Here is a 15324-nt window from a genome sequence, read left to right as displayed (position 1 = left end):
ACACCCGAAGCGAGGCATTTCATGGCTAGGCAGTTCGTTTTCTCTTCCGAATCGGTTGGCGCGGGACACCCGGATAAGCTCGCCRACAACATCTCGGACGCAATCCTCGATGCAGTCTTGCGCTTCGATCCGAAGGCGCGCGTCGCTTGTGAAGCCCTGGTGAAGACATGTGAAACTTTGGTGAGGACAGGAACCGTCGTTCTGGCTGGAGAGATTACCAGCGATGTGAAGGTCGACTACGGCCAAGTGGCCCGCGATACGATTGTTGATATTGGATACGACGATGAGGCGGTTGGCYTTGACGGCCGGCGTTGCTCCGTGATTCATGCCCTCACCGAGCAGTCGCCCGACATCAGCCAAGGCGTTGACGAGGGTCGGGGGCAGGATCTCGAACAGGGAGCGGGAGATCAGGGCCTCATGTTCGGCTATGCATGCCGCGAGACCGATACTTTGATGCCGTTGCCGATCCAGCTCGCCCACCGTTTGACGAAAAGACAGGCGGATGTTCGTAAGACAGGTCATCTTAGCTGGTTGCGCCCTGACGTGAAATCCCAAGTCTCCGTGCGGTATGAGGGTTTGCGCCCCGTCGCCCTGGATACCAWCGTCGTGTCGACGCAACACGATGAGCAGGTTTCGCAAGAGACGGTTCGCGAGGGCGTCATTGARGAAATAATAAAGCCGGTCCTGCCGACCGACCTGGAGACGGAAGGCATCCGAATTCTGGTCAATCCAACGGGACGGTTCGTGGTCGGCGGCCCCCGCGGCGACTGYGGCCTTACCGGACGCAAGATCATCGTCGATTCCTATGGCGGAATGGGACGTCACGGCGGCGGCGCCTTTTCGGGCAAGGACCCCTCCAAGGTTGACCGGTCGGCTGCCTATGCCGCCCGATATGTCGCGAAGAATATAGTGGCTAGCGGACTCGCGGACGTCTGCGAGGTGCAGCTTGCTTACGCGATCGGCGTGGCCAGTCCGGTTTCTGTCATGGTCAATACTTTCGGGACAGCAAGGGTCGAGGAAAGAAGGATCGAGCAGCTCATTCCTGAGTTGTTCGACCTCAAACCGAAGGGCATTATCAAGATGCTTGATCTCTTACGCCCGATTTACCGCAAGACTGCGACCTATGGTCATTTCGGTCGCGAAGAGCCCGAGTTCACCTGGGAGAGGACTGACAGAGCCGACGACTTGCGGCGCGAGGCAGGGCTCGCCGCACCTTGAAACCCGCCGCCAAAAGGGCGCGCAACACCATTCTATGACCAGACTTCGGCCGGCCGGCGTGGAAGAAGGCCGATGTCCGTTCGAACCAAGAGAGCCATTGGTGGTGAAATGTGACCTGCTTTAAATCGGCGATGCCATTGTCGAAATCATCGCGCACGATCGGACTTTTCTAAAAAGCCTGCATCAGCAAGTCGCCATGACACTCGTCGACACCTCGCGCGCCGAGCTGCTGATTTGTGAGCGTCAGATGCAGCTCGCACCTGACCTGCATCTGTCAACCAACTACCCAGCGGTGCGGGGTTTGTGACGCTTACGCTGATTTTTGCAACGCTCTTTTGCCGTGGCAAGTTGCCCCCGCAAGACTGACGCATARTCTGTCGCCTCGGGCAAGCCAACTCGCTCAAGGGCTTTTTCCGACCATTTAGAAGACGGATACGTCTCATCCAAACAATCGATTTTACCAATCCAGGAGAACACCGGATAGTCCGCTCCCGCGATGCCCCGCGTGCCAACGAATCACCGTTGAGTGCGCACAAAAAGCAAATTGCACGACCGCTACGTGCAATTGGTACTTTCTGCGCGGATACAAATTCGGGTGCCGACCTCGGTTATCGGGCCGCGCCGGAGATCTACCAACCAGGATTCGCCCTGATGACGAAAATGACTGCCTCGATGTTCCGACCTGAAGCTGGCGCCGCTTGAACGATTCGCCGGAGCAAACAAATGCAAATTCTCGATTTTCATCATATATCGCAGATCTTCGTGAACTCGCTCGAGCTGGTGGTGGTCTTCGCCACTATTTGCGCCGCGCTGGAGTTCACCGTTCCGGCCTATCGGTACAGTCTTGCCTCATATGCTCGCGGCGTGCGGAATTGGCTTATTCGGCTCGGATTGGGTGCGTTTGTTTGGCACTTCTTCGCTGTTGGTCTGGCCTGGCTAGGAGTAAAGCCGCTGGTAACGATCAATTTGGCCACGTTGCTCCACTCTGACAACGCAGTCRTCAACAGTGGATTGGCGGTCCTTTCCGGGGTTTTGGTCGCGATTGCTGGCGATTTCTTTTACTATTGGATGCACCGCGCTCAGCATGCTGTTCCATTCCTCTGGCGGCTTCACGCTACGCACCACTCGATCCGCGAATTGACGGCATGGAATTGCAATCATCATATCTCCGAACCACTCGTTTACGCAGCTCTGGTAGCACTGCCACTGGCTCTGATCCAYTTTGAATCTGGCGTGGTGCCCATCGTTGCCATGACGCTGATTACGTTCCAGGCCCATCTTTCGCACTCCAGTACCCGCATCAATCTTGGGCCGCTTCGATACATCATTGGCGACAACAAATTCCACCGCATCCACCACTCGATGGAAGCKCATCACCGGCACCGGAACTATGGGTTTTTCACAACCCTGTGGGATACGGTTTTTCTAACGGCGTACTGGCCAAAAAAGAATGAGTGGCCGGAGGTTGGCATGCGAAACCAGCCCGAGCCGCTGACCGTGCGGGATTACATTATGTTCCCATTCGATCGACGTCGCTGGCGTAAACCCAAAGTCGGAAATGCTGTGGAGGCCAGGGATTAGACGAGTGGAGGCTTACGGCCCCGTATCTGACTGTCGAGGCCAGAAAGCCATCCATGGTTCATATCCGGAAAATCCCTCAGACCCCGACAAGCCTCCACCAACAAGGACTGTTGCGCCGAGCGGCAGCAGAGTAGGGAATTTTCTTATCGCCCTGTCGCGTTGGCGAGATGACCGGAAATGGCGGCGCCAGTCGCGTGACTTYGCCGGCGCTGCACCGTCAAGCCAGCAATCCCCCTCGGGCCTCCGCGCTGTTTAACGGGGCAAGGTAGGCACCTGTTATCTGCTCCACGACAAGTTAATCAACTGAGACAGACGGCGGAGTGCAAACCGGTCAAACAGCCGTTTGCACCGCCCTGTCGCGGGGGCACCATCAGCCTGTTACCACCTCGGATCGTCTCCGGCATAGCGTTGCGTTTCGGTTGAGAATTGTAACAGATCCTTCCAGAAAATTCGCACAGGCTTTGCAACACCAAAGCGCTAAAAACGGTAGGAATCCCGAAGGCTGTTTGAAGTCAGCGAGGTCAAGCCGGGTGCATTTGTTTCCGGTCATAAAGCCGCAACCTATGAGCACCTTCGGGTGCGAAGAGCCTGAGTCTACCTGGAAGGGGCTGAAACTTACGGCGCGATGCAAGGCTCGBCGCGCCGCGAGACTCGTGTCGAATAGATTGGCATGCGGAAAGYCCATCCCAACTGATCGCGCCCGACCGGCGTGRCCGAAAGCCGGCAGTCGTTGGAGATTTTGATGCCGGAATATGACGTGCTTTGCATCGGCAATGCCATAGTCGACATCATCGCGCAGTGCGACGAAGCCTTTCTCGAGACCAACGGCATCATCAAGGGGGCGATGAACCTCATCGACGCCAGGCGCGCCGAATTGCTTTACAGCCGCATGGGGCCGGCGATCGAGGCTTCCGGCGGCAGCGCCGGCAACACGGCGGCCGGCGTCGCCAGTCTCGGCGGGCGGGCAGCCTTCTTCGGCAAGGTGTCGAACGACGCACTGGGCGACATCTACACCCATGACATTCACGCCCAGGGCGTTGCGTTCGACACCAAGCCGCTCGCGGGCGAACCGCCGACCGCGCGCTCGATGATCTTTGTCACTCCCGACGGCGAGCGTTCGATGAACACCTATCTCGGCGCCTGCGTCGAACTTGGCCCCGAGGATGTCGAGGCCGACAAGGCCGCCGGCGCCAAGGTGACCTATTTCGAAGGCTATCTGTGGGATCCGCCGCGCGCCAAGGAAGCGATCCGGCAGACCGCCAGGCTGGCGCATGCGGCAGGCCGCGAGGTTTCGATGACGCTGTCGGATTCCTTCTGCGTCGACCGCTACCGCGACGAGTTCCTCGAGCTGATGCGGTCGGGCACCGTCGACATCGTCTTTGCCAACAGTCACGAGATCAAATCGCTCTACCAGACCGCCTCCTTCGAAGAGGCGCTCGCCGCCATTCGCAAGGATTRCAAAATAGCCGCCGTCACACGTTCCGAAAAAGGCTCGGTGATCGTGCGCGGCGACGAAACCGTCACCATCGAGGCGACGAAGATCAAGGAACTGGTCGACACGACCGGCGCCGGCGACCTCTATGCCGCCGGCTTCCTCTACGGCTACACGGCCGGCCGCAGCCTCAAGGATTGCGGCGACCTCGGCTCGCTGGCCGCCGGGCTGGTGATCCAGCAGATCGGCCCTCGTCCGCGCCAGAACCTGCGCCGCGAGGCCGAGCAGGCTGGGCTGCTTTAGGGGCCTCGCAGTTCTGCTGGCGCGCCACCCCGCCCTCGCGCCCCAATCGGTCCGACAAGGCCCGGGCTCACAGCCCTTGCGCAGCCGCGTTGAACCGCCGTTTGGCCCAGTTCTGCACAGCGCGCGCCATTTGTCGATTTGGCCGGTCACCCGCAGCAGCCAAGGTCTGGCTTCACGTAGCCAATCTCACTTACCGCGTGCCGAATTAAACGTATTCACGATCGAAAAGTTCGTCCTCTGCGGACTTGGAAATCACGCCGACAGGACAAGCGCGTTCACATAATGACATAAAGATTTCTTTATGCGAGGTTGACAAAAGAGCTGACTGCTGTGATTGTGTCCAAGCCATGGTTCTCCGTACGGCGCTGCTGCAGCGGAGCTAAGAGGGAAGCCGGTGCGATGCCGGCGCTGCCCCCGCAACTGTTAGAGGCGAGCCGACCCCCACTCATGTCACTGAGGCGAACAGCCTCGGTAAGACGGGTAGAGGCTATGACCCCCGAGCCAGGAGACCTGCCACGGCAACTTTTGTCCACGGGCGGGGTGTCTCGGTGGCCGCTGCAGCCCGGCGTTCGTACCGGCCTACTGGCGCCTTCGTTGTCCCCCACGCCCCAACCATCGGGGTATCGCATGACTCTCTCTCAGCAAATTCCTGTAGCAACGCTTGGTTTGCCGCGTATCGGTCGCAGGCGAGAATTGAAATTCTCGCTAGAAAGCTATTGGTCAGGAAAATCTTGCGCTGCCGACCTTCTCGCGACGGCAAAGGCGCTCCGTGCCGCGAGCTGGGAGGAGCAGCGCGATCGCGGTGTGTCGAAAATCCCATCGAACGAYTTTTCGCTCTACGACCATGTACTCGACACCGCCGCCATGGTCGGCGCCGTGCCGTCCCGCTACGAATGGAATGGCGGCGAGGTCCCGCTCGATACCTATTTCGCCATGGCACGCGGCAACCAAGGTCAGACGGGGAATTGCGACTCTGGCCGGGAGCGTGCGGCTTGCCCTACCCTAACTGCGATGGAAATGACCAAATGGTTCGACACCAACTATCATTACATTGTGCCAGAACTTGACGACGATCAGGCATTCACACTCTCGTCGACCAAACCGGTTGATTACTTCATCGAGGCTAAAGCCCTGGGCATTCATACACGCCCGGTCATCCTTGGACCGGTCACTTTTCTCAAGCTGGCGAAGTCGCCCTCCGAAGGTTTCAATCCCCTGGCGCTCCTGCCGCGGCTTCTTCCCGTCTACGAGCAACTCCTGCGGAGGCTGAAATTCTCGGGAGCCGATTGGGTGCAGATCGATGAACCAGCGCTTGTGCTCGACCTAAACCCGAACGAACGAGCTGCACTTGAATTTGCCTATGGGCAGCTGTCGAAGGCCGCGCCCGAGCTGAAGATCATGCTGGGTACCTATTTCGGGCCGTTGGGAGACAATCTCGAGACGGCGATATCGCTGCCTGTGGCGGGCCTGCATCTTGATCTCTCGCGTGCTCCCGAACAGTTGGAGACGGCTGGTCGGCTCGCGCCTAAGGACCTGGTGCTTTCGCTTGGCTTGGTCAATGGCCGCAACGTCTGGCGCGCGAACCTMACTGCCATTCTCGACGRCATCAAGYCGATCGTCGCGGGCTGGCCCTTGGACCGAGTCGAGATCGCGCCTTCGTGCTCGATGCTGCATGTGCCGATCGACTTGCGTATGGAGACGGCACTGGATGCGAACATCAGGTCATGGCTCGCATTCGCGGCCCAGAAGATCGAAGAGCTGGTCATCCTGGCCCGGGCCTTGTCCCAAGGTAGAGATGCTGTGGCCGGCGAGTTGAAAGCTTCTGACGAGGCTGCCTCGACTCGCGCAACATCCACGAAGGTCCATGACCCGCTCGTTGAGGGGCGGATTGCCGACATCAACGGCGCTATGAAGCAACGAAAGAGCGCATTTGCCGAGCGTTCCAGGGTCCAGGCCCGCACGCTCGGCCTGCCGCCATTCCCCACGACGACGATTGGATCCTTTCCGCAGACGCCTCAGGTGCGCAAGGCGCGTTCCGCTCACGCGAAGGGCGAGCTCAGCTATGTCGATTACGAAACCTTTTTGAAGAAGGAGATCGAGGCCGCTATTCGCTGGCAAGAGGAGATCGGGCTGGACGTGCTGGTGCATGGCGAGTTCGAACGAAACGACATGGTACAGCATTTCGGCGAGCAACTTTCCGGCTTCGCCTTCACCGAACATGCCTGGGTGCAGAGCTATGGGTCACGCTACGTGCGTCCCCCCATCATCTTCGGCGACGTATCGCGCCCCAATCCGATGACAGTGCGCTGGTGGCAATTCGCCCAGTCGCTTACGAAAAAGCCTGTGAAGGGAATGCTTACAGGCCCAGTGACCGTTCTCAATTGGTCTTTTGTTCGCGACGACATACCCCGCTCCGAGGTCTGCCGCCAGATAGCGCTCGCTATTCGCGATGAAGTGACGGACCTCGAAAGATCCGGCGCAAGGATGATCCAGATCGACGAGGCCGCTTTTCGCGAAGGCTTRCCGCTGCGCAAGTGCGACTGGAAGGTCTATCTTAACTGGTCGGWCGAATGCTTCCGGATCGCTTCAACAGGTGTAAAGGACTCGACACAGATCCATACCCACATGTGCTATTCGGAGTTCAACGAGATCATCGGCGCGATCGCTGAGCTGGATGCGGATGTAATTTCGATTGAGACATCGCGCTCGGCAATGGAACTGCTGGACGCCTTTACGAGTTCTAAATATCCCAACGAAATCGGCCCAGGAGTTTATGACATCCACTCACCGCGCGTTCCGGAAGTCGCTGAGATTTCGGCCCTCCTCATGCTTGCCCGCAAGCGCTTGTCTGATGGCCAACTTTGGGTAAACCCCGACTGTGGCCTCAAAACCCGCAACTGGGAGGAGGTCCGCCCTGCCCTTGTGAACATGGTCGCTGCAGCACGCGCGCTCCGGGAGAGAGTGCAGGTCTGAGGCTTTGCCGAGTTCTCGTGTGGCCAATCGACGGWTACTGCTGCCGCGAATTTCGCGAAAACGCCCTCGGTTCGCAGCACGTCCTGCCAACATGATGCCATCGCGACGAGCAGACGACGGAATCGTCGTCTGCCCTTTTAGATTTGATCAAAGGACGCGGAAGTCGCGTGGCCTTCCCTCTCAGTGATGGTTCRTTATTACCGTTTTTTCCGACTTTCCGACGCTTAGGCCATTTTGTTTTCCTGAAATCGGCGAGAGAGGTAGAGAGGTAGAGGCGTTGTCGCGGGAGCGCGCGRCACTTCTGCGCCGACATGGTGGGATGCGCTCACCCATCGGCCGTCTCAGGTACCCTGTCTTCCGCTTACGCGCCTCAGCTTCGTGGTTGGGATCTTATGAGGGGCCGCCGCACGCCCCAAGTCATGCTAAGTCTCCCGATACGCAGTMGCGTATCCGGGTAAAGCGTAAGGTCAAGTCAAGACACAAGCCTATCCTTGATCCCCTTCCCGTCTTCCTGGACACCGGCTTTGAGCCATTGGGGATCAGTCGGATGATGCACATGCAAGGAAGCTGCTCGTGGCGCTGTGGAAATACGTGACCGCAGGCGTTGTCATCGAGGCACTGAATGGCCTTCCTGAATTAAGAATATAAAATTATCACCAGCAGGTGTAGCCACCATCCGCCAACAATACCGTTCCCGTAATATAGCTTGATGCGTCACTCGCGAGAAATTGGACGGCAGATGCAATCTCATGTGGTTGGCCGAAGCGGCCCATAGGTGTCCGGTCAGACCATGCCCTGACCACTTCTATAGGATACTGGTTGGTCATCTCTGACTCTACGAATCCAGGCGCAACTGCGTTCACGCGAACTCCGGATCTTGCCCATTCGCAAGCRAGGGTCTTGGTTACCATAGTAACCCCTGCCTTGCTCGCATTGTAAGCCGTGACCACGGATGCCTGTCGGGTGACAATATCTCCGCACATCGAACTAATATTTACAATAACCCCAGAACCGCGCTCCGCCATGAGGGAACCGAAGGTGCGACTGCAGTAGAATAGGCCATCCAAGTTGACCGAAAGGACAGCTCGCCAATCCTCGTCAGTTGTATATTTCGTGGGGGCCGCGCGGGACACACCGGCATTGTTAATAAGGATGTCAGGACAAATTGCGATGCCATTGGCGAGATCGCGTATAGCGTGCGAGTCCYTAACATCAAGCTGGTAAACGTCCGGCTTAACTGGGAATTGATTTGCGGCCGCGGCCACGCGAACCCCATCTCTTCCAGTGAGAATTACGTGGGCACCAGCTTCTTGTAATGTAAGCGCGACTTGTAATCCAATGCCGCGTGCTCCGCCGGTCACCAAAGCGGTCTTCCCACGCAAGCTGAATCTGCTATCCATGACTGGTCTTGTCACCTCCTCCTGTGAGGGCAACGGCGGTTGGTATGTTAGCACCCGATTTAATACTCAGAGTAACCGTCTTATGGCGCCAATAATGCTGTCCCTCGTTGGAAAAAAGTCCTTCTCAAGAGAAGGGCTGAATGGGACATGAATGTCCGGAGCACTCAGGCRCAAAATTGGTCGCTTCAATAGATCGAAGGACTCTTCCGCCATCACCGCCGCAATTTCGCTTCCGACGTYGCAGATACGGTGTCCGTTCTCGACAATAATCAGGCGCCCGGTCTTCTCGATTGACATCCTGATTGCCTCATAATCGAGCGGCTTCAATGTCCGCGGATCGATCACTTCGACCGAAATGCCTTCCTCGACGAGGTAGTTGGCAGCTTCCATTGTCGGCCTAATAGCTCCGGCGATGGCAACGATGGAAACGTGCCTCCCCTCGTGCTTCACGTCCGCTTTGCCGATTGGGATTACATGGTTCGGATCCGTGGGGACGTCGCCTTTGAGAGGCCATAGACGGRCGTCCTCGAAGACGAGTACAGGATCGCCGTCACGAATGGCAGATTTCATGAGGCCTTTGATATCGGCAGCGCTGGTCGGGCTAATAATCTTGAGGCCCGGGACATTCATAAAAAGCGGATATGGACGATCGGCATGCTGTGCCGCCTCGGAGCCCGTCGAGAACATACAGCAGCGAAAGACGATTGGGATCTCGATCTGGCCCCCAGTCATATACCGCAATTTTGAAGCCTGGTTTACAATCTGGTCGCAGGCGAGATAGATGAAACTGGCAGTTGAAAGGTCAACGATGGGTCGCAAACCATTGATGGCAGCCCCGATGCCCAGTCCCGTAAAGCTGCCTTCCGAAATTGGCATGTTCCAAACCCGGTTCTTGCCGAAGCATTCGATAAGCTTGCCGCCGCCGTGAACTGAGATGTCCTCTCCCATCAATACAACACGCTCATCCCGATACATTTCCTCCAGCTGGGCCTGCACGATCGCTTCAAAATAGGTCAACTGTATATGGGGACCCGGAGTCRCTAGATCTCCGCGGGCACTGTCGTTCACATCCATTAATTCCCTCCAGCCTGGCCTTAGCGTGCGATGGGCGACACGAACATATAATCGGGCAACGTTTCGGGCCGGGGCATGGGGCTGACCAAAGCAAATTGCACGGCCTGCTTGACGGCTTGGGCCACTTCATACTCGATGGTTTTTAGAGTCTCTTCGTTTATACCCTCTTCGATAAGCACAGTGCGATATAGCAAAATTGGGTCCCGGTAGCGTTTGTGTGCCTCGACTTCTTCGACCGGGCGATAAGGCTCCTCAGGAACGGCCAAGCCTATATTGTGTTCGTCGAACCGATATGTGTTGGCCACTATGAGAGTAGGCCCCTGTCCCGCGCGTGCTCGTGTGACTGCATATGCCGCAGATTGATAGACGGCGCTGACGTCCTGTCCGTCAACTACTACTCCTGGAATTCCGTAACCTGCCGCTCGTAGCGCAATGTCAGGCTGTCCGTGGCTTGTCGCTACCGAGGTGGTAATTGCATAGCCATTGTTCTCGCACAGATAAATGACGGGGAGCCTCCACAACGATGCCATGTTGAGGCTCTCATGAAAAGTGCCCTGGTTCACGGCTCCGTCGCCGAAAAAGCAAAGAGTAACCTGATCGACGCCGCGCACCTTGGCGCTGAATGCGCACCCTGTGGCAAGCGGAATGCCCCCTCCGACGATTYCCGATTCACTGATAATCCCGACCGAATTATCCGCAACGTGCATCGAACCGCCACGCCCCTTGCAAATGCCGCCCTCCTTACCCATCAGTTCTGCCATAAGCGCCTCCAGATGCGCGCCCTTCCCAATCGGATGGCCATGCGAACGGTGTGTTCCGGTCATGGCGTCATCGTCCCGAAGGGCGAGGCTTGCTCCGACGATAGCGCCTTCCTGACCCACCGCCGTGTGAAACCAACCAGGGATCTGACCACGGTTGAACAGGCACTTACCCTCTTCTTCGAATCGGCGGATGCGAAGCATCCGTCTAAAAGCCTCTAGCCTCCGATCGCCCTTCAACTGCATGACCCAACCGTGCCCGTCGGCAAACTGAATGGGCGCCCGCCTGCAGTACAAGAGAGTGCATTGGCTAACTCCTCATGCTCGAGGTCCAAAAATACGCGGCAAGTCTCTATCCTGCATTCGGGTAGCGCGGGCTCGCCGATGCGTTTAAGCGGATGGACGAAACGCCGTGTTCGCCTTGTAGGGCCTTGGTGGGTCTCCTCGGCATTCTCCCGGTATCGAGAAGCAGTCACCGGCGGTTCGGCGAGTGCGGCATGTGGGAACTCGGACCCCTGACCAGGGTTGCGCAAAGCAATCACCACATCAAATTTGCAATGCGTACGGCCCCCGTATGGGCTGCTAACGGGCATGATCTCGGCAGGCACTTTCATCTGGTTCGCTGTCAGCAATGACCTTGTTCCTTCGGGTCCACAATCCTGTGCACGTGTCATGCCATTTGACCCGAAGGCCCACGTTACACGGTTCTGCATCGAAGAAAGGCGTCATGAAAGAACTTTACGGGCCTCCTTTTGTTCGAAGTTCGCCAACAATGTCGGGAGAAAAAACYTCCCCGGGCGCGCATTCGAAAAACTTGGTCGCTGCGGCTAGGGCTCTGACATTCACCAGCGAGACGTTGCTCAACAGGCCGAGACGGTCTTCTCWTAGCCGCCATTCCTGGCCTCGTCCTTGCTTGCGAAGATAAAACACCACGCGAATCCAGTCTCAAGCAAGCACCCTGCCGTCTCACGGAAGGCTTTTGTCCCAAGTTAGACAAGAATGTCCGACACCCAACCAAATGGATAGAGGCCGGGGCGGTGCGGACAAAAGCGCTGACTAACCCCGTGAGGGGCTCGTTCTCTATCGCGTCGCTCGAAGAGAAGAGMCGAGGGTAGCGGCGCAGTTGTCAACCGCCTGCAAATCGCAACGACCGAAATCAACCGAATGATCGGGTTGCTCAGTAGCGCAGGGCTGGGTGGCGCCGACGGCGACGATGACGCTAGTGACACTGGTGATCCTCTGCAACTGCCGGACCTGCGGACGGTGCCCATCCCAATCTGGCGATGGGCTCCGAAACAAGACGTAGCTCTCGGTCAGCGATTGGCTGCCAGGGTTCAACTCGCGTCGGGATGTCACTCACCCCAGTCAGGATGGCACGGGTTTCCAACCGCTCAGCACCATCTTCGAGACTACGCAGGCGAACATTGAATAGTTGTGTGCGTCAAGTTCTGCAAAATGGCTTGGCAGTGACGTCGCGTCCGCCGCGCAGCCCCGTGTAGCGGAGCGGCGGGCGCACCGGCAGATTCAGGCGGCCAATGCCCTCAGGTTCTCCTTCTTGTGCTCGCGCAGATGCTCCATGTTGAGGTAGCGGGTGGCCTCGAGCCAGGTCTCATGGATCTCCATCGCCAGCGCCCGCACCAGCCRCAGACAGCTCTGCGGATTGGGGAAGATGCGCACGACCAGCGTGCGCCGCTTGATCTCCTGATTCARCCGGCTCCAGCATGTTCGTCGAATTCATGCTTGTGATGGGCAAGCGGCAGCCGATATAAGCTCAGCGTCTCCTCGATGTTGTCTTCCACCCAGGTTACCAGCCTTGGGTACTTGGCCTGCCATTTGGCGATCCATTGCGCCAGATCGCGCTCGACCTTGGCAACATCGCGACGGTCGTAAAACCATCTGAGTTCCACCAGGCAATCGTCATCGACCGCCCCCGCCTCCGTCATCTCGGCTTCCAGGACTCCTGCACCACACTCTGCAAAACCCGCCGAAAGCCGTCCGCATCCGACAGCAGTGRCGCTTTCAACTCTGGCCCGCTCAGCTTAACTTCTCGCTTGGTCATGGCACTTCCCTTCCACGGGATCGGTGAATCGCAATGTCGCCAGCCTGCCATGGCCGCCCCAACCTCAGAGCAGCGGCCGTTCTCTCTCCATTGAATGCCAAGTTAGCTCATGGGAAGCAGTATTACAGACCTGTAAAACGGCCTCCTTTACGCCGGAGCCCTGGGCAATTCCTTAAGAGACTCTGGGCCGCACAGCTAGACCTAAATATTGCACCGGTCCTGCAACTATCTTTACAAAACATTTGCAAATTTCCGGTGACTGCAATGCTAGCATCCATGTCGGAGACYGCCCCGCACACGGAAAAGGTGGAGTTATCAGATATGGCAAAAAGAGCTCTCGTTCTGATCGAAGGCCACAGAAGCATGGGGCTGCTATTTGTCCAAGCCGCCCAGCGTCTTGGCCTTCATCCAATCTTGCTCTCAGCCAATCCAGCTCAGTACGGCTATCTTGCGGCCGAAGGCATCGAAGCAATCAGAGTCGATACGGGTAACCCCGATTCGCTGATCCTCGAATGTTCGCGACTGCGTACGATCTATGACATAGCCGGCATTACGGGCGCTTTGGACTCTGTCTATGCAACTGTTGGCAAGCTTTGCCAGCATTTCAATTTACCAGGACCAAAGCCGGAATCGATTGGAGGATGCTGYGACAAACTCGCTCAACGTCAGCTCCTCGCCGAGGCCGGCGTGCCAATACCTGCTTATCGTTTTGCAGCGAATGCGACGGACGTAGAAAGCTCTGTAGCGGAAATCGGTCTRCCAGCGATTCTTAAGCCGGCCGTGGGGACCGGGAGCAGGGGCGTTAGATTGTGCCGCAACGCCGACGAGTTGGCCGAACATACGACCTATCTGTTGGGCCGGAAGCATATACAGCCACCCTATCTGGTGGGCGAGTCTTCGCCGAGGATGCTGGTCGAAGAATGGGTAGAAGGTCCCCATTATAGCACTGAGGTGATGGGGAGTGAGGTCATCGGGATCGCCGCCATTGACTGGGGCGAACCACCCCATTTTGTTTTGCGCGGGTGCTCCTACCCTGCCCTGCTGACTGATAACGAGCACAGGGCAATCATAGACGCTTCGCTCAACTGTTTGCGAGCCCTCAACCTTGGCTGGGGGCCAACCAACATTGAGTTTGTTTGGACGAAACGGGGCCCGGTTGTCATTGAGGTCAATCCACGTCTTGCTGGTACGCCCACTCCTCAACTGATTCAGCTCGCCTACGGCATTGACCTCATTACCGAGCACCTCAGGTTTGTCATTGGAGAGGAATGGAACCTGCGCAGAATGCGTTCGCATACTGCGGCCRCACGGTTTTTGGTTGCAGAAAGTGATGGGACACTCGATTGGATCTGTGGCCACAGTCGTGCCGCTGCTATGCCAGGCGTTTCCGAGGTAAAATTGTATGTTGAACCCAAGAGACCTATTTTAAGGAACGGCGATTTCCGAGATTGTATTGGACATATCTTCGCCTCTTCACCGAGCGTTGAGCGAACCGAAGCGATAGTACAGTCCGCCACTGACTTGATACGATGGTCGATTACCCCATTTTCGGTGTCGGATGAGTAGGATCACCAAGCGTAAACTCCGACGCCGTGATATGTCGAAGCCTCAAAGCCGTAGAAGATCTTCCCCTTACATCCGCACGTGAAAAGGGGGMAGCACACCGCTTAACTTCCGCTCCTTGGTGGCGAGTGTGCTGCAAGGGGAATCGACTCAAAACGTCAAGCGCGATCACCGAGGACCTGTGCGGCCATGCCTTCTCGGCCTCCTCGATCTCGGCATCAACAAGCGCCTGAACGAAAGGCGCCTTGGCGCATCGTTTACAGCCGGCCGGCCGGGCACCCGATCAAGCGCATCGCCGTCGCCTATGAGGCGGCTGCGAGGGCTTCTGGTTGATGCCCTGGCTGCTGGACAAGGATCGGGGCTTGCACCATCCACCCCGCCAGCGTTGCGGTGTCCCGTGAGCACCGGCGCACCAAGACTGATCGGCTCGACGCCGAGCCTTTGATGCGCGCCTTTGTCGTCTGGCTGCGCGGCGACAAGGGCCATTGCACCATGGCAGCGATCCCGACCATGGAAAAGTAGGACGCGCGGCGACCGAGCCGCGAGCGCGAGCGCCTTGTCGGCGAGCAGACACGGCTCGGTCGCCGCATCAAGGGACGGCGCTGCCGCATACAGGCGCGCCGAGCTCCGCCGTTTCCTCGAGGCTCAACCTAGTGCGGCAGCAGATCCGCGCATCGAACAAGGAACGGGAGCGCAAGCTCGCCACCGCCCCCGGCGTAGCCATCCGGTGAAGACCGCAGACGTGCGTATCCGGCGGCCATGAGCACCGTGGTGCTGGGATCAGGGTTTCGATGGGGAGACGCGATGATAGTCTTCGAGGAGGAGTTTGACCTCCTCGATGCCTTCATCGGTGAAGGCCAAGATCCCGTCGTCATCGTTGGCGCCGTAAACCCAGATGACGCCGTCCTCGGGCTCGAGACCGAGGGTAAGGTCCTGGATGAGCGCTTCGCTGACGCCGAGGTC

Annotated in this window: 10 protein-coding genes, 2 pseudogenes and 1 riboswitch; of the genes and pseudogenes, 7 read left to right on the top strand and 5 right to left on the bottom strand. The window is 57.8% G+C overall.

Annotated elements, in window-relative coordinates; translation table 11 throughout:
- Positions 1–21: 21 nt before the first annotated feature.
- From metK to metE, 4 genes are all read left to right on the top strand, one after another.
- The gene (gene metK, locus ORS3428_RS30455; RefSeq protein ID WP_071101981.1) at positions 22–1218 is read left to right on the top strand and encodes a methionine adenosyltransferase; all 1197 of its coding nucleotides are present in this window, start codon (positions 22–24) and stop codon (positions 1216–1218) included.
- A gap of 723 nt (positions 1219–1941) precedes the next feature.
- Positions 1942–2799, top strand: coding sequence for a sterol desaturase family protein (locus ORS3428_RS30450; RefSeq protein WP_071101980.1), 858 nt, complete (start codon positions 1942–1944; stop codon positions 2797–2799).
- Positions 2800–3541: 742 nt separating this feature from the next.
- Positions 3542–4534 (top strand): adenosine kinase, encoded by a 993-nt coding sequence (locus ORS3428_RS30445; RefSeq protein ID WP_071101979.1) that lies wholly within the window; start codon positions 3542–3544, stop codon positions 4532–4534.
- A 331-nt stretch (positions 4535–4865) separates the two neighbouring features.
- A riboswitch (cobalamin riboswitch) is annotated at positions 4866–5066 on the top strand.
- A gap of 95 nt (positions 5067–5161) precedes the next feature.
- Positions 5162–7507 (top strand): 5-methyltetrahydropteroyltriglutamate--homocysteine S-methyltransferase, encoded by a 2346-nt coding sequence (metE, locus tag ORS3428_RS30440; RefSeq protein WP_071101978.1) that lies wholly within the window; start codon positions 5162–5164, stop codon positions 7505–7507.
- 653 nt (positions 7508–8160) lie between these two features.
- Here metE and ORS3428_RS32015 read toward each other — a convergent pair.
- The 4 genes and pseudogenes from ORS3428_RS32015 to ORS3428_RS32010 all read right to left on the bottom strand — a co-directional run.
- Positions 8161–8907 (bottom strand): SDR family NAD(P)-dependent oxidoreductase, encoded by a 747-nt coding sequence (locus ORS3428_RS32015; RefSeq protein WP_083355359.1) that lies wholly within the window; start codon positions 8905–8907, stop codon positions 8161–8163.
- Positions 8908–8973: 66 nt separating this feature from the next.
- Positions 8974–9981, bottom strand: a complete 1008-nt coding sequence (locus ORS3428_RS30435; protein ID WP_071101977.1) for an alpha-ketoacid dehydrogenase subunit beta — start codon at positions 9979–9981, stop codon at positions 8974–8976.
- 20 nt (positions 9982–10001) lie between these two features.
- The gene (locus tag ORS3428_RS30430) at positions 10002–10943 is read right to left on the bottom strand and encodes a thiamine pyrophosphate-dependent dehydrogenase E1 component subunit alpha (RefSeq protein ID WP_244508151.1); all 942 of its coding nucleotides are present in this window, start codon (positions 10941–10943) and stop codon (positions 10002–10004) included.
- Positions 10944–12263: 1320 nt separating this feature from the next.
- A pseudogene (locus ORS3428_RS32010) lies at positions 12264–12658 on the bottom strand (transposase); the annotation flags it as partial.
- Positions 12659–13119: 461 nt separating this feature from the next.
- Here ORS3428_RS32010 and ORS3428_RS30420 point away from each other — a divergent pair.
- The 3 genes and pseudogenes from ORS3428_RS30420 (at position 13120) to ORS3428_RS34280 (ending at position 14883) form a co-directional block, all read left to right on the top strand.
- Entirely contained in the window at positions 13120–14364 is a 1245-nt protein-coding gene (locus ORS3428_RS30420) for an ATP-grasp domain-containing protein (protein WP_071101982.1), read from the top strand.
- Positions 14365–14473: 109 nt separating this feature from the next.
- Positions 14474–14599: pseudogene (locus tag ORS3428_RS34545) on the top strand (transposase); the annotation flags it as partial.
- 152 nt (positions 14600–14751) lie between these two features.
- A complete protein-coding gene (locus ORS3428_RS34280) occupies positions 14752–14883 on the top strand; it encodes a hypothetical protein (protein WP_274534837.1) in 132 nt (43 codons plus the stop codon).
- A gap of 258 nt (positions 14884–15141) precedes the next feature.
- Here the strand turns inward: ORS3428_RS34280 and ORS3428_RS30415 are convergent.
- Positions 15142–15324 (bottom strand): hypothetical protein (locus ORS3428_RS30415; RefSeq protein ID WP_071101974.1); only part of this gene is annotated, 183 nt, incomplete at its 5' end.

It is taken from the genome of Mesorhizobium sp. ORS 3428 (genome assembly GCF_001854785.1).
In the GTDB taxonomy this organism is placed as follows: domain Bacteria; phylum Pseudomonadota; class Alphaproteobacteria; order Rhizobiales; family Rhizobiaceae; genus Mesorhizobium.
Note: the sequence above shows the minus strand (reverse complement) of the source record. Positions and strands in the feature narration are given on the sequence as shown.